Source organism: Daejeonella sp. (assembly GCF_036405355.1).
Taxonomy (GTDB): Bacteria; Bacteroidota; Bacteroidia; order Sphingobacteriales; family Sphingobacteriaceae; genus Daejeonella.
In genome coordinates, this window is sequence record NZ_DASWXT010000018.1 from 1 (window position 1) to 25,222 (window position 25,222).

The following is a 25,222-nucleotide window of genomic DNA, read 5'->3' on the forward strand; positions in this document are numbered from 1 at the left end:
TTTAGATATGCTAGTGAAAATAGCAGGGAAAGCAATTTGTTTTTCTGAAAATCTTCCTGTTTATGATATGAATTGTATTTTTGGGATAGTGAGAATTATCCATCTGAATTCATATGCCGGTAATGGCGGAGCTGGGCGTGCTTGTATGCGCCTGAATAAAGCTCTGAAAGCTGAAGGCCTTGACTCTGTGCTGGCAGTTAATTTTCTGTTCAGGGATAATCCTGAGGTTGTTAATCTATCCAAGGGCTTTTTCAATAAATGGCTTACTGCATTTGGAATCATTCTCGAACGGTATTACTCTAAGTTTTTCACCAAGCCGCTACCCATACCATTTTCTTTTCCGCTTTGGGGCAGGGATGTTTCAAAGCTTGAGCTGCTTCGATCTGCTGATATCATACATCTGCACTGGATCAATCATGCCTTTTTGCGGCCTGCAGATCTTGCAAAATTGTCAGCTTTGAATAAACCGATAGTATGGACTTTCCATGACAGCAATGCTTTTACCGGCGGTTGCCATGTGCGGTATGAATGTGATCATTTTCTAAAGGAATGTGGTAATTGTCCGGTGCTGAAAAATTCTGGTAAGGATGATCATTCTCATAGGATCTGGCTTCAAAAGAAAAATGCGTATTCTGGTCTGGATTTTACCGTCATTGCACCCGGAAGATGGATGGCTGATTCGGTTCGGATGAGTAGTTTGCTCAGATCAGTTAAAGTTGTAAATATTCCGAATACCCTCGAAACCGATGTTTTTAAACCAAGTGATAGAGATTTGGCCAGACAAGCCCTCGGTCTGGCACCGGACAAGTTCATTATGATGAGCGGTTTTATGCCATCCCGTATGGATATGCATAAAGGAACAAGTTATCTGGTCGATGCAATTGAGTTGTTCGCTACGAATTATGATCTTGATCCTGATAAGCTGGAGCTGAGCATTTTTGGTAACAGGGACGAAAAAAATGTTCCTGATTTTTCAATCAAAACTACTTTTCTTGGGACTATCTCTGATGATGAAAAACTGGCTTTGTGCTATAGTGCAGCAGATGTTTTTCTGGCTCCTTCAATCGAAGATAATCTCCCGAACACCGTAATGGAGAGCCTGGCATGTGGCACTCCGGTAGTAGCTTTCAGAACCGGTGGAATCCCGGATATGGTTCAGCATCAGCAAAATGGATACCTTGCCGAATATCGTTCTTCTGCAGATCTTGCCCGCGGAATAGCATGGGTTTATTCGGCTAACTCTCAGGTATTAAGTGCGAATTCCCGCAAAACAATTGAAGATCATTTTTCGGAGCATATCATTGCACGCCGGCATATCGAATTATACGAATCATTGCTAAAGAACCATGTTCAAGCCTAAATTAACTGTCATTACGATTGTTTATAATAATGTCCGGGATATTGAACGTACGGTTCTGTCGGTGTTGAACCAAACCTATCCCAATATTGAATACCTGGTAATTGATGGTGCCTCAACTGATGGAACACTGGAAATCTTGAAGAAATATGAAGGAAGACTGGCTAAGCTGATTTCTGAAAAGGATAAAGGCATTTATGATGCAATGAACAAAGGATTAGCGCTGGCATCGGGTGATTATATTTTGTTTATGAATTCAGGTGATGAATTATATGCTTCTGATACAGTTGAGAATGTATTCGCCTCTGCTCCCGATGCGGACATTTATTATGGAGAGACTGAGATGTACGATGAAGACTGGAATAGTCTGGGACAAAGGAGGCATAAAGCTCCTGAAACATTTAGCTGGAAAGATTTTAAGTACGGGATGAGTATCAGCCACCAGGCTATTTATATCCGCAGGTCCCTGACTGAGCCTTATGATCCCCAATATAAATTAAGTGCAGATATTGATTGGATCATTAAGGCAGCTAAAAAGGCAGTAAAGATTGTTAATACGAGAATGTATGTTGCAAAGTATCTGGTTGGCGGAATGTCAAAGAAGAAGCATCGTCAGAGTCTGATCGAACGTTTCCATATTTTTTCGAAGCATTACGGACTTATTCCTAATGTATTTAACCATGCTGTTATTGCAGGAAAATTAGCTTTTTACTACCTCAGGCACAGAAGGACGAATGACTAACGGAGTTTAAACTTCCGTCATTTCGAACACAGCAGTAGTATCTTCTTCTTAAGGTTGAGATTCGCGTTGTGGATAAATCTGTTGATTGGGGGTTGTACTTTTGGATCCGTCATTTCGAACACATCAGCAGTATAATCTTCTTAAAGTTGTAATTCGCGTTGTGGAGAAATCTGTTGATTGTGGGCAGTGCTTTTAACTCTGAGATTTCTCTTCGCGTTAATAGTATTTCTAATTAAAACAATTTCTTTCGCTCATCGAAATGACGGGATTGGATCCGTCATTTCGAACACATCGGCAGTATTTTATTCTTAAGGTTGAGATTCGCGTTGTGGAGAAATCTGTTGATTGGGGGTTGTACTTTTGGATCCGTCATTTCGAACACAGCAGTAGTATCTTCTTCTTAAAGTTGTAATTCGCGTTGTGGATAAATCTGTTGATTGGGGGTTGTACTTTTGGATCCGTCATTTCGAACACATCAGCAGTATTTTATTCTTAAAGTTGTAATTCGCGTTGTGGAGAAATCTGTTGATGTCAGGCAGTGCTTTTAACTCTGAGATTTCTCTTCGCGTTAATAGTATTTCTAATTAAAACAATTCCTTTCGCTCATCGAAATGACGGGAAAACAATTGTTTCCACTCATCGCAATGATGGTTATTAGCTGAATATTACCGATTACTCATTCATTGGTTACATAATCTAATTTTTTCTAATGATATCCTATAACTTTCTTAACCTTCGCAATGAAAAAAGGTGGGGCGGTTTACATAATGACCAACAAAAATAGAACTACCTTATATATCGGTGTAACCTCTGATCTTTATAACAGGGTATTGCAACATAAGGAACACCATTTTCCCAAAAGCTTCACTGCAAAGTATAATTTAACTAATTGCATTTATTATGAGAGTTTCTTCTCAATTGAAGAAGCAATAATGCGCGAAAAAATTTTGAAGAAATGGCGAAGAGAAAAGAAAGAACAACTAATCAATACCCTTAATCCTGAATGGAAAGATTTATGGGAGGAAATTAAAGAATGGTGATAGTACCGTTATTCCGGATGAGGTCCGCATGACCGGGCGGGCATGCACTTAGAGGAATCTGTTTTAAGCAGCAGGATTCATTTATTTTTATCTTAGCTCAAATCACTCTCCAATTCAACAGATTTCTCCACGCGTCAAATTAATAGAAATAGGGGAATAGTACTCGCGTGTTCGAAATGACGGGATGGGTTCCGTCATTTCGAACACATCGGCAGTATGATCTTCTTAAGGTTGTAATTCCCGTTGTGGAGAAATCTGTTAATGTGGGTCTGCTTTTAACTTTGAGATTTCTCTTCGCGTTAATAGTATTTCTAATTAAAACAATTCCTTTCGCTCATCGAAATGACGGGATTGGATCCGTCATTTCGAACACAGCAGTAGTATCTTCTTCTTAAGCTTGAAATTCCCGTTGTGGAGAAATCTGTTGATATTAGAGAGTCCTTTTAACTCTGAGATTTCTCTTCGCCTTAATAGTATTTCTAAGTAAAACAATTCCTTTCGCTCATCGAAATGACGGGATTATGCTTTTGCCGGCTCAGGATTTTTCTTTCTTGTTTCTATATAGATCGCATAAGCCAAACCCAGAATAAGCAGGATAGAAGCTATTAGCGAAATAGTCTCTCCTGTATAATAAGACGTCGGTTCAAATTTAAATTCGAGCTTGTGATTTCCTCCAGGCAATTGTGCAGCTCTTAAAAGGTAATCCGCTCTGAAATAAGGAATTTTTTCTCCGTCAACATAAGCATTCCAGCCTTTATCATACCATATTTCTGAAAATACTGCAAGGGCATCACGACCGGAAGAGTATTCATAAGTCATATGATCGGGATGGTAATTGGTAAGTCTGATGAAAGCATTTCCATCATAGCCAACCTTTTTTATATCGATTAGTGGCTTAAACTCTTCATGAACAACCATTACCTTTTTTGGATCGAAGCTACTGATTGCGAGCATTTCTTCATCGGCACTTTTGACATATTCCACATTCTGAACAAACCAGGCATTTCCGGCAGCTGTAGAGCGGTTTACCATAGTTTCTTTCTGGCCATTTTGATCAGAAGTAATCAGATATTTGGTATTCAGCATATCCAGAACATCTTCATTGATCGCTCCATTAAATTGCTTATCAAGAACTTCCTGATATCTTTTCAATTTTGCTGCATGATAACCACCAATACTTTTATGGAAGTAAGACGGTATTGAATTTGAAAAAGGATTACCGGAGGCAAGATCGAGGACACGATAATAAGATCCATCCCTTTGAATGAGTTGATCTACATCCCTTGTCTTGAACTGTTGTGCCAGCACACTCTTATCAACAAATTTCTCATTATTCAGATAGCGTCTGTCGATATTCCACATATCAACCAAAATCACAGCTGCCAAAATTATAAATGTAACCTGAGGGTTCATTTTCTTTCTAATCAGTGCCCAGATTAATCCTGCTCCAACGAGAACAAAGAAAAGGGAACGTAAGGCATCCATTCTCGCGAGACTTATTCTGTCATCTACCAGTGCTTTGGCAATTGAGTCTGCAAACGTTCTGTCTCCATTGGTTACCTGAGTTAATTGCTCAATAAACGCATTATGATTCTGTGTTTTGAAATCCAGTAATACTGTTGGAACAGCAATAAGAATTAATAAGAGTCCACCGGTGATGTATAAACTATTTAAAAGGCTCTTAGTTAATTTTTTAGGATCTTCTGTGTGGAATGCAACTTCCTTAACAGCAAGAATAGCCAGCACTGGAATTAGAAATGCGGTAATAACCAGGATAGATTCAACCGCTCTGAATTTATTATAAAGTGGGAAATAATCAAAGAACAAGTCAGAAAGGAAGGGAAGGTGTCTTCCAAAGGAGAGTATCAGACACAAAAGACTTGCACTCAGAATCCACCATTTTATTCTGTTTTTTACAATAAATAAACCGAGAATGAAGAGGAAGCAGATGATTGCTCCAAAATACCATGGGCCGGAGGTGAACTGTTTGTCTCCCCAATAGGTACTTAAGCCAATCTGAGATAATTGCTGCATGGCTGGCATAAGCTGCTCTGCAGGAATACCTTTAGTTGCCAGGGTTTTTGCCACTTCTGAATTCTCATCCAGATTACCTGCACCTGAAGCTCCTCCATAAGCATTCGGAACCAAAAATGTCAGACTTTCACCAAGTCCCTGACTCCATTGATAAGCATATTCACGGTCCAGGCCATTATTAGGCTCCGACTTTTCAGTTTTTAAATTTGATTTTCCACGGATAGTTTCTGCCCCATATTCATAACTTGTCCAGAGCATTCCTGCATTCACTGCAACTGCAAGCAAAACTGCTGCAGCCAGGTAGCCAAAGGATTTCAGAAAATCCTGAGTGGTTTTAGTTTTAACTGCATGATAAAGTTCAATACCAACATAAATAAGCAAGGCAATAAACAGATAATATGTCATCTGAATATGGTTGGTTCTTATCTCAATAGCAAGGAATAATGCTGTTATAACAGCGCCTGTAAGATATTGCCTGCGAAAAGCCATAATAATTCCAGCCAGAATAGGTGGGAAGAATGCGATGGCCATTGCTTTATTGCTATGACCGGCATCGATGATCTGGAAATTATAAGATGAAAATGCAAAAGCGATAGCCCCTGCTGCTGCCAGCCATGGGTTCATTCTTAAAACGCAGAATAGTAGGTAAGCTCCTAAAAGATAAAGCAGAACGGTATCGATCGGATTCGGGAAAACAGTTTTAAAGAAGGAAATGACATAGGTTGTCACATTGTTTGGATACTGTACCCATATCTGAAATGCAGGCATACCGCCAAACATGGAATTGGTCCACAATGGCCCTTTACCATCCTTTGCTTTAATATCCATGATCTCTTTTTGCATACCCTGAGCCATGAGAACATCGCTCTGATAGAGGGCTTTACCCTGCAATGCCGGACTGAAATACACAAAACATAAGGCGATAAATATTCCTATAATGGCCAGATGTACTCCATTGCGTTTAAACCAGTTATTCATTCTGCTTAAATTAGTTGAATGCCAAAAATAGAAAAAAGCTTAAACCTGCAAGGCTTGTTATCGAGCTTTATGAAAATAAATCTTAATTATTGGGTAATTCGGGCAAAATCGGAGGCCGAACTTTGAATAAACTGATCAATAATTTTAAAAGGTAACTTTTTAAGAAAAAAGTCGAGCTTATTTAATTTCCTCATACTCTACGAAGTCACCAGCCTGATCACCGCGATTTTTTTCTTTTGGTGGCATATAATCTACGCGAATGCGGCCATCGGGATTTTGGTTATGTTGTTGCTGATAGCGTTGATTAGCCTGATTTTGTGCTTTTGACATCATTTTTTGAAATGCGATTGGCAAAAGCACTCGGGCTATCATTTTGATCAGCCAGAGAATACAAATTGTGATAAATAAAAACTTTAAAATTGCCATAATAACAAGATATAATACTCAAATATAGACGTTAATTTTTTTAAAATGTTTCAAATAGGATTAAATGTTACATTGGAATTACGTTTAGAAAGAATTAGCAACCCGATAGCTATCGGGTTAGCAAATTAGAGAATTACTAGTGTCCTTGGAAAGCTTGAAATGTAATTTCATGAGTTTAGGAGGTTCCAGCTTTCGCTGGAATGACAATCCGATGGGTGGAATAGGGAGATTCCGGCCTTTGCCGGAATCTGAGTAGTATCATTGCAGGTGCTTTTTGGGACAAGCGATCCTGAAAGTCAGGATCTCCCTAATAAAAAATACATGTCATCCGATCTATCGGATCCAGCGAAAGCTGGAACCTCATTTTGCTTATCCTATAATTTTGATAAAATAGGGGGCATGCTTTTAAAAATGTTAATGAATTCCTATTTTAATTTATAGCTAGCACATTTGACTAGAAGTTTAATTTTAATCGGACACTAATGATGAGGGAATTAGCAAATGGTGGAATTGCAATAATTTGTTAATTTCTGGCCTTTAGACAGATTTTTTTAAAAGATTTATGGGAATATTTCCACCACCCGGCCTACTTGTCCGTCTTCAAGTCTTACTTTGATGCCTCTGGAATGGAAAGCTGCACTTGTAAGCAATGCCTGAACAACTCCCCTGGTTCGGGCTCCGGAACGCTGGTCTTTTTTAAGGATTATATCAACTTCCAGTCCGGGATAAATGTCTTTTCTGTTTTTGCCGTCCATTATTAGATGATAGTTGACAATTGACAATTTGCTTAGGTAGTACACTGTCAGCTAATTCTCTACTCTCAATTAGTTCTTATTAGTTACCTCTCATTGGTAAAGTAGTACTAAATATCAATTGAAGTAATATTTTCATTTTTAATTTTCAACTGTCCATTGTCAGCTGTCAATTACTTAAACCTCTCCTCCATCACCTTCTCCAGTGCAAACATTTCATCTCTTAGTTTGGCTGCAAGAAGGAAGTCCATTTCTTTTGCGGCCAGTGCCATATCCTTTTTAGTTTTATCAATGGATTTCTGTAATTCGGATTTGGTCATGTACTGAACAATAGGATCAGCGGCCAGATTGTCGGTCATTTCCTTCTCGACATAAGCTTTCTGAACACCACCTTTAAAATCCATTACTGAGGTCTGCTCAATAATAGCTTCACGGGATTTACCAACTGTTCTTGGTGTAATGCCATGTTTAGTATTATAAGCGATCTGTTTCTCTCTCCTTCGATTGGTTTCCTCAATGGTGATACGCATACTGTTGGTAATTTTATCAGCATACATGATCACCCGTCCGCGGTCATTTCGGGCTGCGCGACCTATTGTTTGTATCAGAGATCTTTCAGAGCGAAGGAAACCTTCTTTATCAGCATCCAGAATAGCCACCAGGGATACTTCCGGAAGATCCAAACCCTCGCGAAGCAGGTTTATCCCAATTAAAACATCAATTACACCCAGCCTCAAATCCCGCAGAATTTCAACCCTTTCCATTGTTTTTACCTCGGAGTGAATATATCTTACCTTAATTCCAAGGCGGTTCATATACTTCGTAAGTTCTTCAGACATTCTTTTGGTCAGGGTAGTAACGAGTATCCTGTCACCCAGTTTAACGGTTTTATCGATCTCATCAAGCAAGTCGTCTACCTGATTTACAACCGGCCGGATCTCAATTTCCGGATCCAGTAGTCCGGTGGGCCGGATCACCTGCTCAACAAATACCCCTTCAGTTTGCTCCAATTCATAATCACCTGGAGTGGCACTTACATAAATAGTCTGTGGGGCAAGTTTTTCAAATTCATTAAAGTTCAGGGGACGGTTATCCAGAGCGGCCGGCAAGCGGAAACCATAATCTACCAGGGAGATTTTTCTGGAACGATCACCCCCATACATTGCCCTGATTTGTGGAACTGTAACATGGCTTTCATCAATCACCATCAGATAATCATCAGGGAAATAATCCAGCAGACAGAATGGACGCATTCCAGGAGTTCTTCCATCAAAAAAACGGGAGTAATTTTCAATTCCGCTGCAATAACCAAGTTCCCTAATCATTTCCAGGTCATAGTTAACCCGCTCTTCCAGTCTTTTAGCTTCTAAAAATCGTTTTTCATCAATAAACTGCTGCTTACGGCTTTCAAGTTCTTCCTGAATAGCCCAGATGGATTGGGTAAGCCTTTCCTTTGGGGTGACGAATAAATTCGCAGGAAAAATGGCCAGATGATCCATTTTCTCTAATGTTTTTCCGGATGCGGGATCAATTGTACTCAGCTCTTCGATATCATCCCCATAAAAGGAAACACGGTAGGCAAAGTCCATGTAAGCCGGGTAGATATCCACTGTGTCACCCTTCACCCTGAATGTCCCGCGGCGGAAATCTACTGTCGTTCTGGAATAAAGTATTTCGACCAAACGGTGCAGAAAAGCATTCCTGCTGATTCTTGTGCCCACAGCAAATCGGAATATTGAATTTGAAAAATCCTCCGGATTTCCCATACCGTAAATGCAGGATATGGATGAAACTACGATGATATCTCGTCTTCCTGACATTAGTGAAGAGGTAGTGCGTAGCCTTAGTTTCTCAATTTCTTCATTAATCTGAAGATCCTTTTCGATATAGGTATTGGATGAAGCTATATACGCTTCGGGCTGATAATAATCATAATAGGATACAAAGTAATTCACCGCATTCTCCGGAAAGAATTGCTTGAATTCTCCATAAAGCTGGGCTGCCAGGGTTTTATTATGGCTAAGAACCAGCATTGGCTTTTGCGTTTGCTGCACCACATTGGCAATGGTAAAGGTTTTACCAGAACCTGTTACTCCCAGCAGGGTCTGATAATGCTCCCCGGCATTAACGCCTTCCACTAATTGCCTTATCGCCTCCGGCTGGTCGCCAGTGGGATAATATTCTGAAGTGAGTTTGAATTCCATAGGATAGTGCAAAGATAATAATTTGTTGTCTGTTACCTGTTGTCAGTTATCTGTGGATTACTGCTTTAAAAGTAAAATTATATTGAATCCCAACGAAGTTCCCTCCAGCGAAGGGCGGATCGGGATGACATCCTACCTCGACAATCGAACTAGTCAGCAAATTGACAAATCAGCCAATCTAAATATAACTCCTTGAATTCAACTGGTAGTAGAATTTCAAGCTATAGCACCCTTCCCATTTGCTAATTTGCTCATTTTCAAATTCTCTAATTACTCCCTCATCGACAAATACCCCTGATTCAATTGGTGCTAAATTACAAGCTGAAGCACTCTTCCCATTTGCTAATTTGCTCATTTTCAAATTGTCTAATTCCTAATTCAACTTAATTCCTTAAATTTAAACATGGCATTTATACTTGACCAAACTAACTCGATCGCAAATCATTTCCTGGCTGAACTGCGTGATGCACAGATTCAGCAGGACAGCATGCGTTTTCGAAGAAATATGGAGCGTCTGGGCGAAATTTTTGCTTATGAAATAAGTAAGACTATGAGCTTTACCGATACTGAGTTTGAGACTAGTCTTGGAACGGCATCCGTTCAGGTAATGAATGAGCTGCCAGTGCTGGCAACGATTCTGAGAGCTGGTCTACCTCTTCATCAGGGACTTTTAAACTATTTTGACAGAGCTGACTCTGCTTTTATTTCTGCCTACCGCAAAACAACCAAAGGGCATAACTTTATAATCAAGATCGAATATATTTCTGCTCCATCCCTTGATGGTAAAATTTTGGTTGTAGCAGATCCAATGATAGCAACTGGTGAAAGTATGGTTCTTTGCTGTAAAGAATTATTGGCTCAATACAAGATCAAAGAGTTGCACATTGTTGGGGTTATTGCCTGTAAAATTGGCATAGAGCACATCAAGGCAAATCTCCCCAAAGCGAGGCTCTGGATTGGTTCAGTCGATGAAGAGCTAACTACAAAATCTTACATAGTTCCTGGTCTTGGAGATGCTGGTGATTTATCCTTTGGTATTAAGGAATAAAAATCCCGCCATGCATTTAATTTAAGCTGTCCCTTTTCGGCTATTATCCGTTAATTTGCATATTATAAATAGTAGCCAATTTTAATGCATTATAAACACCTTTTTTTTGACCTTGATCATACGATCTGGGATTTTGATAAAAATGCAGAGGAAACGTTGTATGAACTCTATCATACCTATAAGCTGAGGGATCTTGGTTTACATTCTCCGGATCGTTTTATTGAGGTATATACACATAATAACCACCAGCTTTGGGCAGAATACCATGTGGGAAAAATCACCAAACAAAAGCTAAGGGAAACCAGATTCTCCAAAACATTTATTGACCTCGGACTTTCGCCAAACCTTATTCCTCAACAGTTTGAAGATGATTATGTAAATATTTGTCCAACGAAAACCAACTTGTTTCCTAAAGCACATGAAACACTTTCATATCTTAAAAAGAGGTATTCCTTGCACCTGATTTCAAATGGATTCAAGGAATCTACAGAACTAAAGGTCAGTAACAATGGTCTTAATGTATATTTTGAAAATGTGGTTATTTCGGAAGTAGTAGGGTTTAATAAACCGGACCGAGCTATTTTTAATCATGCACTGACTCTCGCAAATGCAGCTGTTTCTGAAAGTATTATGATCGGTGATAGCCTTGAGGCTGATATTCGGGGTGCACAGGATTATGGAATGAAGGCTATTTATTTTAATCCGGAAAGAAAAGACAAACCTGAAGATGTTGAGCAGGAGATAACATGTTTAAGTGAACTTATAAACATATTATGAGCATTGAGAGGCATTATAAATCCCTGTTGAGAACTGTATCAGAATATGAATATCTCCTGACACAGCTATCTGAGGAGGAATTTATTCAAAGTCCTCCGGATGGTGGATGGTCCTATTCTGAAACCTATTCTCATATCTTTCAATCTAACCTTCTTTCAATCATCGCAACCGAGAAGTGTATTGTGGGTACTGGTGTTTTGAGCAGGAAAAGAATACACTGGATGGCATGGCTAATTTTATTTTTTGGAAGATTTCCCCCTGTAAAGTTTAAAGCCCCGGAAAGGATTGCTGCAATGACTTCAAAGATCAGCAGAGAAGATGCAATAAACCTCATCGCTAAATTTAAAATCCGTCTTGGAGAGATCAAATCAAAGATTCATAAAGCAAACCCCTATCAAAAGACAAAACATCCCCGACTCGGGCTTTTGAATGCGAAAGAATGGTTCCGATTTATTGAAGTGCATACTGTGCATCATACACGGCAACTGAAGAGGATTGGGAGGAAGTTGACAGTTGACAGTTGACAGTTGACAGTTGACAGTTGACAGTTGACAGTTGACAGTTGACAGTTGAAAAATTCAGGTACAAATTAGTATATTCTATTCGTAATAGTGTAGTACTAAATACTAACTACTAAATACTAAACACTAAAATGATTAAGCAGTTCAGAAGTGTCAATCCTTTTAATATCATCCTTCTGATTGGGATAGCCACTTTGTTAAGGGTTGGAATATTCATTCATCTGCCGGATCAGATAAGTTTTGAGTTTATGGAACCTTTCGCAAGGTTGCTGATTGATGTGCCTCTTGAAAATGCATTCAGCCCACTTGCGAATGTACTGATGGCCCAAATCATTTTGATTATTCAGGCATTAATATTTAACAGAATCATTAATTCATACGGGCTGCTTGGGAAACCTACTTTTTTGCCCGCATTGATGTATGTCACTGCAGGAAGTCTACTTAGTCCTTTCCTGCTTTTGAGCCCCGCACTGGTTTGTAACTTTATGATATTGTGGATGATTGACAAGTTCCTTAGTATCTACAAAAGAGATGAGGTCAGGTCTGTTGTGTACGATCTCGGGATGATTGTTGCTGTAGGAACACTGGTCTATTTCCCATTTATATCTATGCTTCCACTTATATGGATCAGTCTTGTTATTTTCAGGCCCTTCAACTGGAGAGAGTGGTTTGCAGTTATTTCTGGCTTTATTACCATATTCTTTTTTCTGGCAGTTTTTTATTTCTGGAATGATTCTTTGGACAAATTTTATAGTATATGGTTGCCTTTAACGACTAAATTTCCAACTAATCTTCGTATCAACCTATATGATTCTCTGGTCCTGATACCTGTGGTGATTATATTGATACTGGGCTTTTTTCAATTACAGCAGAACTTCTTCAGAAGTGTGGTTCAACTTAGAAAATCGTTCCTCCTTTTATTTTTCATGTTCATCATCGGGCTTTTGTCCTTCTATTTAAAACAGAATCTTGTACTGTATCATTTTTTGTTTTGTGTACCTCCGGCTTCAGCCCTAATGGCTTACTATTTCCTTCATGCAGGCAGACGCTGGCTCTACGAAAGCCTGTATTTTATTTTACTCAGCTGCATTATTTATTTTCAGTTATTCTGAAAGAAACAATGTTTTAACCTTTTTTAACAGAATTAAGCCCTGTCAGTTTCAAAAATTAAATAGCTTTGTGCTATGCGATGTGGATTAGTAATTTTCTTCCGGGATGCTTAAGCTAATGCCGCAGAACTGCAGCTAAGCAATGGGTGCTGCAATGGTATTATTGAGTTTTTATAGAATGTTTAATGGCGCACCTGGTTATTGATATTGGCAACTCACGAACAAAGTTTGCTATTTTTTACAGACGCAAACTTGCAGAATCGGGCACGATTGAAAAACTTGACACAATACAGTTAAGCCGTTTGCTTGATAATCACAAAATTACCCATAGCATAATTTCATCCGTCAATGATGAGATAAACAAGCTTGAAGACCTCCTGAAAGAACGGACAAAATATATTCGATTCTCGGCAAGTTTAAAAGCAGGAGTCATTAATAAATACAAAAGTCCTGAAACTCTGGGCTTAGATAGATTTGCAGGAGTAATTGGGGCCAAATCGCTTTTTCCGGATACCAATTGTCTGGTTATTGATGCTGGTACTTGCATTACCTATGATGCGGTTGATAATGCAGGTGTATACGAAGGAGGAAGTATTTCTCCTGGCTTGAAAATGAGATTGAAGGCTATGCATAAGTTCACCGGACGATTGCCTGAGGTTGAACTCTCTGATTACGCAGACTGGCGGGGATATGATACCCCATCTGCGATGCTTTCGGGCGTGCTGAATGGCTGCACAGAGGAAGTAAGGGGGATGATTGAGATTTACAGATCCAGATATCCCGGATTACTGGTTATACTATGTGGAGGGGATGCGATTTTTTTTGATACTAGGCTTAAAAATAGCATCTTTGCCCACACTTTAAAAACCGCGCCCGATTTGGTATTAATTGGTTTAAATGAAGTTATAGAACAACAATGATTAAAATATTTAAAAATATATTCTTTCTTTTTCTGCTTGCGATAAGTTTATCTTCAACAGCACAGGTAACTTCTTCTTCTCCGTATTCACAATTTGGACTGGGTGATCTGAGTGGTTCATTATTGCCTCAGAACAGGGCTATGGGCGGTTTAAGTATGGGTGTTCGTAAACCGGGATTGTATGATAATATAAATCTGGCAAACCCGGCATCATATTCAACCCTCGAGCTGACTACTTTTGATGTTGGAGCTTCTATGGATATCCGTCAGCTAAGTAAGGGAGGAGTTTCCGGAAAACGACAGTTCAACTCTACCCTGAGCCATATTGCTTTTGGTGTGCCGGTGAATAAATTCTCTGCGGTAAGTTTCGGACTTGTTCCATACAGTGATTTAGGATATCAGTTTATGAATTCTGGTCTTGTTGACACAAGCAAGGTAAATTATATTTATGGTGGAGAAGGAGGAATGTCAAAAGCGTATTTGGGTTATGGCTTTAAGATCAATAAAAATCTGAGTTTAGGCTTTAACTTTGCTTATCTTTTCGGTAGCCTGAAACAAACCAGAGCCTTTGAGTTTGTTAATGAAGCAACAACAGCTTTTAATTCCCGCACTCAGTACAGCAATTCTGTTGGTGGTTTAAGCTACGATTATGCTTTGCAATACACCGGAGAGATTAGCAGCAAAACAAAATTCATTCTGGGTTATTCAGGAAATTCAGGTCATAGCCTAAACTCCAAAAGTAATATCGTTACTACACGTTACAGAAAGGATGTAGAAATGGAGGAACTTGCAGCAGCAGATAGTACCTATTTTGCAGAAGGGACTAAAACTAAAATTACAATGCCATTAACCCATACAGCCGGCTTTGCCTTTGAAAAAACCAATGCATGGCTGTTTGGAGCCGATTTCACTTATAGCAGATGGTCAGATTACAGGGAAGGAAGCACAAATCCTGGTTTGAATGATAGCTATGGTGTAATTGTGGGCGGGCAGTTTACCCCGGATCCAAATTCTGTTAGTAGTTATTTTAAACTGATGGATTACCGTTTGGGGGTTAAGTACGACAAAACCTTTGTTAAAATTGGCAACAATGATATCAACCAATATGCTCTTAATTTTGGATTTGGTTTCCCATTACCTCGTAACAGATCAAGTTTCTACAAAATAAATTTGGCTGCTGAAGTTGGGCAGCGTGGTACCGAAAAGAATAACCTGGTTCGTGACCGTTACGTTAATATACACCTTGGCTTCACGCTGAATGATAAGTGGTTCCAGAAAACCTATATTGATTAATATATGATATTGCGGCGCTGCATATACGGTGCTGTTTTTTATGCAGGAATCATTATGTTCTTTGCCTGTGAGAACGATTTACGCAAGGTTGAACAAATATCCGCTAAGAAAATGTTGGTTCCTGTTGATAAATCTACAGGTGTAGAAATTATTTACAGCGACTCGACTATTGTAAAAGCCAAACTTATTACTCCCGAATTACTTAATTTTAAAACAGAGAAGCCTTATATTGAGATGAATAAGGGCGTAACTGTGATTTTTTATGATCAGTACCAGCAGGAATCAAGCCGGGTTAAGTCCGATTATGCGATTCGTCGCGAACGTGAAAACATTGTTGAACTCAAGCGGAATGTTGTTGCTACCAATATTAAAGGAGAGACATTCAAGTCGGAAGAACTGATCTGGGATGAAACAAAAAAGCGTTTTTATTCGAACAAGCTTGTTAGTATTACTTCCAACCAGAATATTCTCTATGGTACCAGTTTTTGGGCAAATGAAGATTTTTCATATTATGAGATAGTACAATCAACAGGCGATCTGAGATTGACTGGGGAGCAGGGGTTTTAATTTAATTGATAGTTGACAATTGACAGTGGACAATTAGCTTTCCGTCTACTAGTAAATATTAGATGAAGCAGTAATTCACTGATAACTGATAACAGACAACAGATAACTATTTATTGATAAGCAATGAAAGGAATTATACTTGCAGGAGGATCAGGGACCAGGTTGCATCCGCTTACCCTGGCAGTGAGCAAGCAATTGATGCCTGTTTATGATAAGCCAATGATTTATTATCCACTTTCTACCCTGATGCAGGCTGGAATACGTGAGATTCTGATCATTTCTACTCCTCATGATCTTCCCAATTTCGAGAAACTTCTGGGGGATGGAAGCCGGATAGGCTGTAAATTTTCTTATGCAGAGCAAAGAGTACCCAACGGACTTGCTCAGGCATTTGTGATCGGTGAGAAGTTCATTGCGGGTGATGATGTTGCACTCATACTAGGTGATAATATCTTTCATGGTGATTCTATCACTAACCTTTTACCAGCAATTCAGAATCCTGAAGGAGGTATTGTATTTGCCTACCAGGTATCTGACCCGGAAAGATATGGAGTAGTTGAATTCGATAAAGACTTCAAAGCACTTTCTATTGAAGAAAAGCCGCTTAAGCCAAAATCCAATTATGCTGTCCCCGGATTATATTTCTACAATAATTCTGTAGTACAAATTGCGAAAAACATCAAGCCATCTCCTAGGGGTGAATATGAGATAACCGATATTAACCGGGAGTATTTGCAACAGGGAAAACTGAAAGTTGGGGTTTTAAGTCGTGGTACCGCCTGGCTGGATACAGGAACATTCAATTCTCTGATGCAGGCCGGTCAATTCGTTCAGGTCATTGAAGAGCGTCAGGGATTAAAGATAGGATGTATCGAGGAAATTGCTTTTCAAATGAAGTTCATTGATTCAGAACAGTTGAAGAAAGTTGCTGAGCCTCTGTTGAAAAGTGGATATGGGGAGTATCTGCTCGGGTTGATGAAGAATTAGCAAATTAACAAATTTGAAAATTAGCAAATGGGATGAGTACTTCATTTGAAGCTATCGTTCTTGTCTTTATTCCTTGCTCATTGTTCTTTGATCCATTTGATTTGTCAATTAGAAGATTTGTCTATTTGTTGATGGGGGGAATGAGCAAATGAGGAAATGAGCAAATTAGCAAATGGGATGAGTACTTCATTTGAAGCTATCGTTCTTGTCTTTATTCCTTGTTCTTTGATCCATTTGATTTGTCAATTAGATGATTTGTCTATTTGTCGATGAGTGGGTACACAATGTGTAGTGTATGTCATCCAGAGGAGCCGGTTGATTTTCTCAGTTTAATAAAATTTTGCGGCGACGAAGGATCTCATCACTATGAGTATGAAATTTTGCTGAAGCAGGATTTATCTCACTATTTGTGGGTAATCTACTAGTAAATCTTAATCTTTAATAAATAATGTAGCTGTCAAACCATTTTTTGAGCCTCACCCTGCGTTCGGAACTACTGGTTTCAAGTTTTGAACTACCCTCTCTAAGGGAGAGTGTTTAAAAGTATTGCAAGGATATCCTCCAATTTGAAGCCTCTATATCGAAAACATTAGATTTCGCAGCTATTAAGAATCCAATAAAATTTTTAGGCCTATTCCTCCAATAAAGCAGGATATCTCAGACATCAGATTTCCGATAACCGAATTAAGTATAAAACCTACCCCCCGCATTGCACTCTATTTAAAAATTCTCTTATCTTGTTTTATAATTTGATTTCAATTCCGCAAAGCGGGGAAAACATAAAAATAAACAGATGAAAAATAATCGTAGAGATTTTCTTAAGGTAGCAGGAATAGCTGGCGTTGGTGTGGTTAGCAGCAGTATGCTGAGCAGCCTCGCATCTTGTACTGATTCAAACCAGGGAACAAAGGCCCCAATTGTTGACAATGAAACACTTGATCCAACCAAGCAAAGTATCATAGGCCTCTATGGGCCATGGGCCAGTTCACTGATTGATAATAAGGTACCTTCCCACTCTTTCAGGAACACGAAATGGCAAAATATTGATCAGTGGAAAGCATCTGCAAATGAACGTATTCTTGATCGGCTTGGAATTCCTGAAATCGGGGGTGCTCCAACGGTTACTGTTAAGAAACAATATGAATATGATGGTCTGCATATTGAAGAGCTAAGCTGGCAATTGCCTTACGGCCGTCCAACAGAAGCTATTTTACTGAAACCAGCAAATGCGAAAGGTGCTTTACCGGGAATTCTGGCATTCCATGATCATGGAGCAAACAAATATTTTGGAACCAGGAAAATTACACGTACCTCCGAAAAGCAGCATCCGGACATAGTAGAACATCAGAAAACATATTATAGCGGTATGGCATGGGCGAATGAAATTGCTAAGCGAGGTTACGTTGTACTAGTATCTGATGCATTTCCTTTTGCCAGTCGCAGGGTGATGATGCAGGATCTACCTGCAAATATGCGGAAGGGTTTGAGTGATAAGGATCCTGAGAATTCTGAAAATATTAAGGCATATAATACCTGGGCATCTGATCATGAGCATATTATGGCTAAGTCACTTTTTTGCGCCGGTACTACCTGGCCAGGTGTCTTTTTTGCCGAAGATCAGAAAGCGCTTGATGTTCTATGCGCCCGCAAGGACGTAAATCCGGATCAGGTTGGATGCGCAGGATTATCAGGAGGGGGGATGCGTACTGTATTTATGGGCGGATTGGATTCCAGGATAAAATGTGCGGTTTGTGTTGGCTTCATGACAACCTGGAAAGATCTGATACTTAATAAATCCTTTACTCATACCTGGATGACCTATGTTCCGGTATTACCCAAGGAAATGGATTTTCCTGAAATTCTTGGATTGAGAGCTCCACTTCCAACTTTGGTTTTAAACGACTCGGAAGATCAATTGTATACTCTTCCGGAAATGCAAAATGCCGATAAAATCCTGAAAGAAGTCTATGCCAAAGCAAAAGCAGAGGATAAGTATAAATGCTCCTACTATCCGGGTCCGCATAAGTTTGATAAGGACATGCAGAAGGAAGCTTTCGACTGGTTTGATCAGTGGCTGAAGGGCTAATTTGTCGATGAACGAGAATTAGCAAATTAGCAAATTTGAGAATTAGCAAATGGGGTACAGACTTACGAAATCACACAGGCGATAAGAAAGTTGATTTCGTCAGTCACATCTAGTTTAAGAATTTGTCAATGAGGTGATTTGTCTATTTGTCGATGAGGGGAATCAGGATCCAAAAGCAGCAAGCCTGAGCCAGCCCCATTTTGGTAAGGAGTAGAACAGCAAATGAATAGCAGAATCTAAAACTTACAACCTAGAACTTATTACTTATAACTTCTACCTTACAACTCAGATCTTAATAAAAATCTTCTTCCTGTACAAGAAATACATCATTGACCATACCAGAATCAGTGCGCCGAGTGCTTCAAGTGCATCATGAAACTGTTCAGGTAATGGAGCATATAGTCCTGCAAAAAGTGCATGAGAGGTGTGTTCAAAGTCAATGAAGTGATAGGCCAGATAAATGGTTAATGAATTCATCCCTATAACCTGGAAAAAGAAAGCCCAGCTTTGGAACTTCAATACATCGATTATATAATAGAAAAGGCTGAGTATTAAAAAGGCCATTCCTGCTGTAAGCATAATGAACGAACTTGACCAAAGATGTTTGTTGATCGGGAAATGCAGTCCCCATAAAAGTCCAATACCTATACCTGCAATACCTGCCATAAGGAGAATCTGCAATTTTTTACTCTCTTTTCTGTCTGAACGCAGGACATCACCTGCCATTGAGCCCATTACGGTAAGGCAAAGAGCTGGTAATTGAGTGATGAGTCCGTTTTCATCATAAATTTTTTGAAGTAGCCTTCCCGGAAGGAAATTTCTATCGATCCATCCAACAAGATTACCCTCCATACTTAAATTCCCTGCACCATAGCCGGGAACTGGTATAAGGAATAAGGCTGCATAATAGAGCAGCAGAATTCCGGCAACCCAGAATATTCTGTTAAGGCGGGAGAAGTTCAAATACAGCAGACTGGCAAAAAATCCGGCAACACCAATTCTGCCCAGCACACTGGCAACCCTGATCTGGCTGGGCTCAAAAAATGTGACAGGCTGATTTTTATCAAGAATCCCAAGAATAACTAAAATGAGCATCCTCCAGAACGCTTTTTTGTACAATTCAGCTTTTGACAGGCCCATTTCTATCCCTTTATTTAGCGAAAATGCCATGGATACTCCGGCAATGAAAAGAAAAAGCGGGAAAATGAAATCATAAAATGTAAAGCCATTCCATGCAGGATGCTTCAGTTGGCCTGCAATCCAGTCGATCCAGGCTAAGCCGGTATTATTCTCAAGCAGAACCAGAAATGTTCCTCCGCCTGAAATCAGCAGCATATCAAATCCCCGGAGAGCATCAATGGATAGAAGCCGTTGTGGTTTACTTACTTCTGAGTTATTTTCTGGACTAGGTTGCTTTTCCATTTTTCTTGCTTTGAGTGTTTCCATTGTTAAATTAATATTTTTTGATGTAATCAAGAGAGTGGTATTAATAATTTGTGCTGTCTTTAGTAAATAACATTTAATTTGATCTATAACTTAATGATATTGGGTATCCGCCACGAATAAATTCTGTGATTGAGTAAAAAGGAGGTTCCCACTTTCGTGGGAATGACATACTATTTTGGGGAATAAGGAGATTCCGGCTCTGAGGCCGGAATCTGCGGTGCAAGCTCCCATTTTGTCCTATTATGGAATAACTATTACATTCTCATGTTGGGTTTGCCCCATCATTGGTGCGGCAGGATTAAGCATTATTTAATTAAAAGGATCAGATTTAATATTTTCTATAGGAGCATCTGCAGATTCAGCGAAATTCTTCTTAAATTTCTCCTCGTGTTCAATTAAAAACAGAACTTCATGAAAAATAATCGCAGAGACTTTATTAAACAGGCCATTCCGGCTGTTGCCGGTGTAACAATGCTAAGCAGTTTACCTGCATTTGCATCCGATAGGAATGAAAATCTTGATTCGTCTGATTTTCTGAACCGGCCTCAGAAGTTTAATATGTCAGGCTATGCTGCTCCAAAGCTAGAAACAGTTCGGATTGCATTTATAGGCACTGGAAACCGGGGATCGGGTGCGGTTCAGCGAATGAGTAAGATTGGAGGTGTTGAAATTAAAGTTATCTGTGATCTGCGTCCTGAGAAGGCAAATGCCGCATTTAAGCGTATTGAGGCTTCAGGGCAGAAACCTGAACTGGTTACAGGAAATCCTGAAGCCTGGAAAAAGGTTTGTGAGCGTGATGATATCGATCTGGTTTATATTGCCACTCCCTGGGCTTTACATGCTCCAATGGCCATTTATGCAATGGATCATGGAAAACATGCCTGTACTGAAATACCTGCTGCTACTACAATTGAGGAATGCTGGCGACTGGTAGAGAGCTCTGAGCGAAACAAAAAGCATTGTATGATACTTGAAAATTGTTGCTATGACTTTTTCGAGTTATTAACACTCAATATGGCCCGCCAGGGATTTTTTGGGGAGATTGTTCATGCTGAAGGAGCATATATCCATGACCTTTTGGCCGGTGATTTCTCAAAAGATAAATATTATGATTTCTGGCGTCTCAGAATGGATGCCAGCAGACAAGGCAATTTGTATCCTACACATGGCCTTGGTCCTGTAAGTCAGGTGATGAACATTAATCGTGGTGATAAAATGGATTATCTGGTTTCTGTTTCTACAAATGATTTTATGATGGCTGATACCGCGAAGAAACTGGCTGCCAGCGACGATATCTATAAGCAATTTGTTGGAAAGCCTTTTAATGGCAATATGAATACCACCACCATTCGTACCAATAAAGGCAAAACGATCATGTTGCAGCATGATGTTACCTCTCCGCGCCCCTATTCCAGGATACATCTGATTAGCGGAACTAAAGGTACTGCCCAGAAGTATCCGCTTCCGGGTAAGATCTCAATCGGTCATGAAGGCTGGATTTCTGAGGAGGAGTTTAAGGTCCTTGAAAAGAAATATGAACCAGCAATAGTTAAAAAGGTTGGTGAACTCGCAAAGCAGGTTGGTGGCCATGGAGGGATGGATTTTTTAATGGATTGGCATAATATCGACTGTCTTCGTAATGGTTTGCCTGTCGATCAGGATGTATATGATGCGGCATTATGGAGCTCTATTTTCCCGCTGAGTGAATGGTCAGTTAAGAATCGCTCGAATTCAATAGATGTCCCTGACTTTACAAGAGGCTCATGGAAAACAAATGCGCCGGTTGATATTACTTTAAATAAGGGGGGGAATACGGAGGTGAAACTGTGATCAGTTGACAGTTGACAGTTGACATGAATTAGACAAATTAGTAAATTAGAAAGGACTTACGAAATCACATAGGCGATTAGAAAGTAGATTTCGTCAGTCGCAAACGGGGGAGGAATTTGTCAATTAGATGATTTGTCTATTTGTCGATGGGTGGGAATTAGTAAATTAGAGAATGAGCAAATTAGCAAATGGGATGAGTGCTTCATTTGAGCCATGGGTCTTGTCTTTATTCATTGCTCTTTATTCTTTGATCCATTTGATTTGTCAATGAGTGACCCGATAGCTATCGGGTTGTCTATTTGTCGATGGGTGGGTACACAATGTGTAGTGTATTGTCATTCAGAGGAGCCAATCGGTTTTTCAATGCACTAAAATTATGAGGCGACGAAGAATCTCATCACTATGAGTATGAAATTTTGTAAACCCTCATTTCTCAAATGCAGTCATACGCTTCCAGTATCGCCATCTGGCGATCAGCATCAATAAACTAATCAGAGCAATGATAATTTTAGGAAATGCAATTCTGCTTTCCTTTTCCTTAATCTTCGAATCTGTATTCTGTTCCATCCTCCGACTAAATTCAATATTATCCATTTCAAGGCTATGGACATCCTGAGATCGATTTGAACTGTCAATAAGACTCTTTACTACATTTTGTTTTCCTGTAATGCTGATACTGAATGCTTTTCCTTTAAATCCACTTTCCGGTGAAAAACTAAATGTATCAACAGGAAAAATATCTACCTGATAAGTATGGCCAAGTGAATCAGATAATTGGATAGTACGGCTGTCTTTCAGCCTGGTTTGCAGTTCTGTAATATTCATGATTTTCTGATCCTCCGATACCTGCATTTTGCTTTTCTGACGATTCAGAAATTTATTGATCTGGCATGATGTTAAAGCAATTGAAATAAACAAAGCACCCCAAAAAGTATATCCAAACTTAATTTTAGTGATTTTCATGATTATTGAATTTTATGTTTGCTAGTGTCTGGTAAAAGTTTTGGTCGACCCCAAAGGGGTCGTATGTTTATAGAAAAATCATAAATACCTATTTTCCGACCCTGAAGGGGTCGTATGTATAGGAATTCTACATACGACCCCTTCAGGCAATGTCATTAAGTTAAGGAGTAGGAGGTTCTGGCCTTCGCCAGAATGACAATGCTTTTTTTTAATATTGGAGGAGATCCTGACTTTCGTCAGGATCGTAGTCCTTAAATAATGACATTGCCCTTCCGGGTCGGGATTTCCGTGTTAATGTAATTCTATAAACATTTGACCCATTCTGGGTCAGTAGAAAAAATACTAGCAGTGATTGCAATCATCAGCTCTACGGTACTCCAATATAACTTGCCACCTGATAAACAGATCTAACCAACCTTCTTTTTCTGTAGACCCCATCCCCTTCCCTGCCGCCTGAATCATTCGTATTCCCCTCAACCGTAATCAACCAGGTTCCATCCCATTGGTCAATGAAACCGGCATGGGCAATGCGATTCTTTTCTGAAAAGAAGAGACCGAAAATATCTCCAGTTGTTACCCGATAGCTATCGGGTTGTTGGTTGTTAGTTGTTGGGCGAACTGACATTGCTTCTAACGAATTTCCGCCCTGATGCTTTTCCCTGCTTTCCACTTTCAGCTTTCCACTTTCAGCTCTATCCCATATCACTTTACTACCCTTAAACAGGTCAGGTGACCAGCCCGAGCGCGGATTCTCAATCCCTGCCTGCCCGTAAACCCAGCAGATAAAAGCTGCACACCAGGGCTGTCCCTTTTTCAAGTTCACATAATTGAGATATTCTTCAACCTGCGGACCCGTATTAATACCTTGTTCACGGATACCAATTTGTGAGTCGTAGATTTTTTTGGTTGTTACCCGATAGCTTTGGGAGAGTTGTAAGTTGTAAGTGATAGGTTGTAAGTTTTTAATTTGATTATTCATTGAAAATCCTGCTCGTCCTGCTTCCTTGTTCTTTGCCCTTTGATCAGCGCGAGTACTGAAAAATTTCTTCTGAACCACATTATTACTAACAACTAACAACCGACAACCAACAACTATACTATCGCTGCCAATGCAACCACAAATGCAAATAACACCAGTAAGTAGAATCCGAGGTAAATAATTACTTTTTGCCATGACAGTAAGGATTTAAAATTCCGTTCAAAATGATCGTTCGAATATTCTGCAAACACCGGCCAGATGGCTGTAATAATCCACCAGGTTACAGATTTGAAGATCAGGATAGCTGATACAGCCAGAATAATTGCGCTGAATATTCCCGGATCGATCGCTGCAGCGGTAACATCTATTGTGCGAATGATGTAAGGGAATAACAGGAAGATCACAATGATAATAAGGATCCCCGCTAATTCCTTTCTGAAAGGAAAATGCCAGGGTAGATAATATTTTTGAATGAGTTCCATGATAATGATTTTAAGATGATTAATTAAGGTTTATTGAGACTTCTGAAAAAGAAACATCCGGTAAATTAACTGACCCCAGATGAATACTGTCTGATACCGTTTTGCCATTGGACTTAGTGAAATACATATAGGTTTCCACTTGTTCCCCGATAAAGCTGCAAGGCAGACTAAGCATACCCATACAGTCGCCGGATCTCAGTTCAAGACTGTCGCAAACCCATTTTTTTCTAAGTGGGTTATAAGCCAGCATGTACAGCCTTCTGTCTAAATAGAAATCAGGGGTATCCGGGCACCAATTGAAGACCAAATTGTTTTCTAAGGCATATACAGAATGGCAGTGGCCAACAGACAGGCTACCGGAACTGATTTGAAGAGCAGCATAATTGAAGGAATACTCAGGATAAGTGCCCCCGATGACCTCCCTTAGAATTTTGCTCAGGCAGCAATTGAACGCTGAAATCCTTCTTTTACCTTTCTCAGGTAATTGTTTCAGCTGATCACGCAAAGGAGAAATTAAAGCGATGGAAAGCTTAAATTTTTCCCTTTGTGATAACTGTTTGCTGCCCGCAGGCTTGATTGATTTACGCGGCATCTGCCGGATGCAATATTGGTTTTTATACCTGTATCCTACAATGTTTCCAACTTTTCCGCTAAAACCTCCCAGGATACCATGATGTAATAT

Annotated in this window: 22 protein-coding genes; 13 read left to right on the forward strand and 9 right to left on the reverse strand. The window is 39.6% G+C overall.

Going from position 1 to position 25,222, the window contains the following annotated elements:
- The 3 genes from VGE44_RS02000 to VGE44_RS02010 form a co-directional block, all read left to right on the forward strand.
- The coding region (locus VGE44_RS02000) for a glycosyltransferase (RefSeq protein WP_331076090.1) at nucleotides 1-1,360 on the forward strand (1,360 nt) is incomplete at its 5' end.
- Entirely contained in the window at nucleotides 1,347-2,099 is a 753-nt protein-coding gene (locus tag VGE44_RS02005) for a glycosyltransferase family 2 protein (protein ID WP_331076091.1), read from the forward strand. The genes VGE44_RS02000 and VGE44_RS02005, both read left to right, overlap by 14 nt.
- A 740-nt stretch (nucleotides 2,100-2,839) precedes the next feature.
- Nucleotides 2,840-3,139, forward strand: coding sequence for a GIY-YIG nuclease family protein (locus VGE44_RS02010; protein ID WP_331076092.1), 300 nt, complete (start codon nucleotides 2,840-2,842; stop codon nucleotides 3,137-3,139).
- A gap of 519 nt (nucleotides 3,140-3,658) precedes the next feature.
- Here the strand turns inward: VGE44_RS02010 and VGE44_RS02015 are convergent.
- From VGE44_RS02015 to uvrB, 4 genes are all read right to left on the reverse strand, one after another.
- Nucleotides 3,659-6,151, reverse strand: a complete 2,493-nt coding sequence (locus tag VGE44_RS02015) for a YfhO family protein (protein ID WP_331076093.1) — start codon at nucleotides 6,149-6,151, stop codon at nucleotides 3,659-3,661.
- 177 nt (nucleotides 6,152-6,328) lie between these two features.
- Nucleotides 6,329-6,577: a DUF4834 family protein gene (locus tag VGE44_RS02020; RefSeq protein ID WP_331076094.1), complete on the reverse strand. Its 249-nt coding sequence runs from the start codon at nucleotides 6,575-6,577 to the stop codon at nucleotides 6,329-6,331.
- A 560-nt stretch (nucleotides 6,578-7,137) separates the two neighbouring features.
- Nucleotides 7,138-7,332, reverse strand: coding sequence for a YwbE family protein (locus VGE44_RS02025; protein ID WP_331076095.1), 195 nt, complete (start codon nucleotides 7,330-7,332; stop codon nucleotides 7,138-7,140).
- A gap of 170 nt (nucleotides 7,333-7,502) precedes the next feature.
- Entirely contained in the window at nucleotides 7,503-9,533 is a 2,031-nt protein-coding gene (uvrB, locus tag VGE44_RS02030) for an excinuclease ABC subunit UvrB (RefSeq protein WP_331076096.1), read from the reverse strand.
- A gap of 403 nt (nucleotides 9,534-9,936) precedes the next feature.
- Between uvrB and upp the strand changes: the two genes are divergently transcribed.
- The 9 genes from upp (at nucleotide 9,937) to VGE44_RS02075 (ending at nucleotide 18,840) form a co-directional block, all read left to right on the forward strand.
- A complete protein-coding gene (gene upp, locus VGE44_RS02035) occupies nucleotides 9,937-10,581 on the forward strand; it encodes a uracil phosphoribosyltransferase (protein WP_331076097.1) in 645 nt (214 codons plus the stop codon).
- Nucleotides 10,582-10,665: 84 nt separating this feature from the next.
- On the forward strand, nucleotides 10,666-11,358 hold the full coding sequence (locus VGE44_RS02040; RefSeq protein ID WP_331076098.1) for a YjjG family noncanonical pyrimidine nucleotidase: 693 nt from the start codon (nucleotides 10,666-10,668) through the stop codon (nucleotides 11,356-11,358).
- A complete protein-coding gene (locus VGE44_RS02045) occupies nucleotides 11,355-11,882 on the forward strand; it encodes a DinB family protein (RefSeq protein WP_331076099.1) in 528 nt (175 codons plus the stop codon). Before VGE44_RS02040 ends, VGE44_RS02045 begins: the two co-directional genes overlap by 4 nt.
- Before the next feature lie 128 nt (nucleotides 11,883-12,010).
- Nucleotides 12,011-12,991 carry a DUF6427 family protein gene (locus tag VGE44_RS02050; protein ID WP_331076100.1) on the forward strand — a complete coding sequence of 327 codons (981 nt, stop codon included), beginning with the start codon at nucleotides 12,011-12,013 and terminating at the stop codon, nucleotides 12,989-12,991.
- A gap of 182 nt (nucleotides 12,992-13,173) precedes the next feature.
- Entirely contained in the window at nucleotides 13,174-13,908 is a 735-nt protein-coding gene (locus VGE44_RS02055) for a type III pantothenate kinase (protein ID WP_331076101.1), read from the forward strand.
- Entirely contained in the window at nucleotides 13,905-15,200 is a 1,296-nt protein-coding gene (locus VGE44_RS02060; RefSeq protein WP_331076102.1) for a hypothetical protein, read from the forward strand. The genes VGE44_RS02055 and VGE44_RS02060 overlap by 4 nt, the downstream gene beginning before the upstream one ends.
- A gap of 3 nt (nucleotides 15,201-15,203) precedes the next feature.
- A complete protein-coding gene (lptC, locus tag VGE44_RS02065) occupies nucleotides 15,204-15,767 on the forward strand; it encodes an LPS export ABC transporter periplasmic protein LptC (protein WP_331076103.1) in 564 nt (187 codons plus the stop codon).
- A 123-nt stretch (nucleotides 15,768-15,890) separates the two neighbouring features.
- On the forward strand, nucleotides 15,891-16,754 hold the full coding sequence (gene rfbA / locus VGE44_RS02070) for a glucose-1-phosphate thymidylyltransferase RfbA (RefSeq protein WP_331076104.1): 864 nt from the start codon (nucleotides 15,891-15,893) through the stop codon (nucleotides 16,752-16,754).
- A 793-nt stretch (nucleotides 16,755-17,547) separates the two neighbouring features.
- Nucleotides 17,548-18,840, forward strand: coding sequence for a twin-arginine translocation signal domain-containing protein (locus VGE44_RS02075; protein WP_331076105.1), 1,293 nt, complete (start codon nucleotides 17,548-17,550; stop codon nucleotides 18,838-18,840).
- 285 nt (nucleotides 18,841-19,125) lie between these two features.
- Here VGE44_RS02075 and VGE44_RS02080 read toward each other — a convergent pair whose 3' ends face one another.
- Nucleotides 19,126-20,286 carry an acyltransferase family protein gene (locus VGE44_RS02080; RefSeq protein WP_331076106.1) on the reverse strand — a complete coding sequence of 387 codons (1,161 nt, stop codon included), beginning with the start codon at nucleotides 20,284-20,286 and terminating at the stop codon, nucleotides 19,126-19,128.
- Nucleotides 20,287-20,697: 411 nt separating this feature from the next.
- Between VGE44_RS02080 and VGE44_RS02085 the strand changes: the two genes are divergently transcribed.
- Nucleotides 20,698-22,116, forward strand: coding sequence for a Gfo/Idh/MocA family protein (locus VGE44_RS02085; RefSeq protein WP_331076107.1), 1,419 nt, complete (start codon nucleotides 20,698-20,700; stop codon nucleotides 22,114-22,116).
- Nucleotides 22,117-22,542: 426 nt separating this feature from the next.
- Here the strand turns inward: VGE44_RS02085 and VGE44_RS02090 are convergent, their stop codons facing one another.
- The 4 genes from VGE44_RS02090 to VGE44_RS02105 all read right to left on the reverse strand — a co-directional run.
- Nucleotides 22,543-23,079, reverse strand: a complete 537-nt coding sequence (locus VGE44_RS02090; protein ID WP_331076108.1) for a hypothetical protein — start codon at nucleotides 23,077-23,079, stop codon at nucleotides 22,543-22,545.
- 367 nt (nucleotides 23,080-23,446) lie between these two features.
- A complete protein-coding gene (locus VGE44_RS02095; protein ID WP_331076109.1) occupies nucleotides 23,447-24,253 on the reverse strand; it encodes a hypothetical protein in 807 nt (268 codons plus the stop codon).
- A complete protein-coding gene (locus tag VGE44_RS02100) occupies nucleotides 24,172-24,540 on the reverse strand; it encodes a hypothetical protein (protein WP_331076110.1) in 369 nt (122 codons plus the stop codon). The genes VGE44_RS02095 and VGE44_RS02100 overlap by 82 nt, the downstream gene beginning before the upstream one ends.
- Nucleotides 24,541-24,559: 19 nt before the next feature.
- A partial coding sequence (locus VGE44_RS02105) for a DUF6266 family protein (protein WP_331076111.1) occupies nucleotides 24,560-25,222 on the reverse strand: 663 nt, incomplete at its 5' end.

Coding starts and splice junctions, on each gene's coding strand:
- VGE44_RS02010 (WP_331076092.1), top strand. CDS start 2,840: ATGAAAAAAGGTGGGGCGGTTTACATAATGACCAACAAAAATAGAACT.
- VGE44_RS02090 (WP_331076108.1), bottom strand. CDS start 23,079: ATGAAAATCACTAAAATTAAGTTTGGATATACTTTTTGGGGTGCTTTG.
- VGE44_RS02005 (WP_331076091.1), top strand. CDS start 1,347: ATGTTCAAGCCTAAATTAACTGTCATTACGATTGTTTATAATAATGTC.
- VGE44_RS02045 (WP_331076099.1), top strand. CDS start 11,355: ATGAGCATTGAGAGGCATTATAAATCCCTGTTGAGAACTGTATCAGAA.
- upp (WP_331076097.1), top strand. CDS start 9,937: ATGGCATTTATACTTGACCAAACTAACTCGATCGCAAATCATTTCCTG.
- VGE44_RS02095 (WP_331076109.1), bottom strand. CDS start 24,253: ATGGCAAAAAGTAATTATTTACCTCGGATTCTACTTACTGGTGTTATT.
- VGE44_RS02015 (WP_331076093.1), bottom strand. CDS start 6,151: ATGAATAACTGGTTTAAACGCAATGGAGTACATCTGGCCATTATAGGA.
- VGE44_RS02040 (WP_331076098.1), top strand. CDS start 10,666: ATGCATTATAAACACCTTTTTTTTGACCTTGATCATACGATCTGGGAT.
- VGE44_RS02025 (WP_331076095.1), bottom strand. CDS start 7,332: ATGGACGGCAAAAACAGAAAAGACATTTATCCCGGACTGGAAGTTGAT.
- VGE44_RS02080 (WP_331076106.1), bottom strand. CDS start 20,286: ATGGAAACACTCAAAGCAAGAAAAATGGAAAAGCAACCTAGTCCAGAA.
- uvrB (WP_331076096.1), bottom strand. CDS start 9,533: ATGGAATTCAAACTCACTTCAGAATATTATCCCACTGGCGACCAGCCG.
- VGE44_RS02055 (WP_331076101.1), top strand. CDS start 13,174: ATGGCGCACCTGGTTATTGATATTGGCAACTCACGAACAAAGTTTGCT.
- VGE44_RS02020 (WP_331076094.1), bottom strand. CDS start 6,577: ATGGCAATTTTAAAGTTTTTATTTATCACAATTTGTATTCTCTGGCTG.
- lptC (WP_331076103.1), top strand. CDS start 15,204: ATGATATTGCGGCGCTGCATATACGGTGCTGTTTTTTATGCAGGAATC.
- VGE44_RS02100 (WP_331076110.1), bottom strand. CDS start 24,540: ATGGAACTCATTCAAAAATATTATCTACCCTGGCATTTTCCTTTCAGA.
- VGE44_RS02050 (WP_331076100.1), top strand. CDS start 12,011: ATGATTAAGCAGTTCAGAAGTGTCAATCCTTTTAATATCATCCTTCTG.
- VGE44_RS02060 (WP_331076102.1), top strand. CDS start 13,905: ATGATTAAAATATTTAAAAATATATTCTTTCTTTTTCTGCTTGCGATA.
- VGE44_RS02085 (WP_331076107.1), top strand. CDS start 20,698: ATGAAAAATAATCGCAGAGACTTTATTAAACAGGCCATTCCGGCTGTT.
- rfbA (WP_331076104.1), top strand. CDS start 15,891: ATGAAAGGAATTATACTTGCAGGAGGATCAGGGACCAGGTTGCATCCG.
- VGE44_RS02075 (WP_331076105.1), top strand. CDS start 17,548: ATGAAAAATAATCGTAGAGATTTTCTTAAGGTAGCAGGAATAGCTGGC.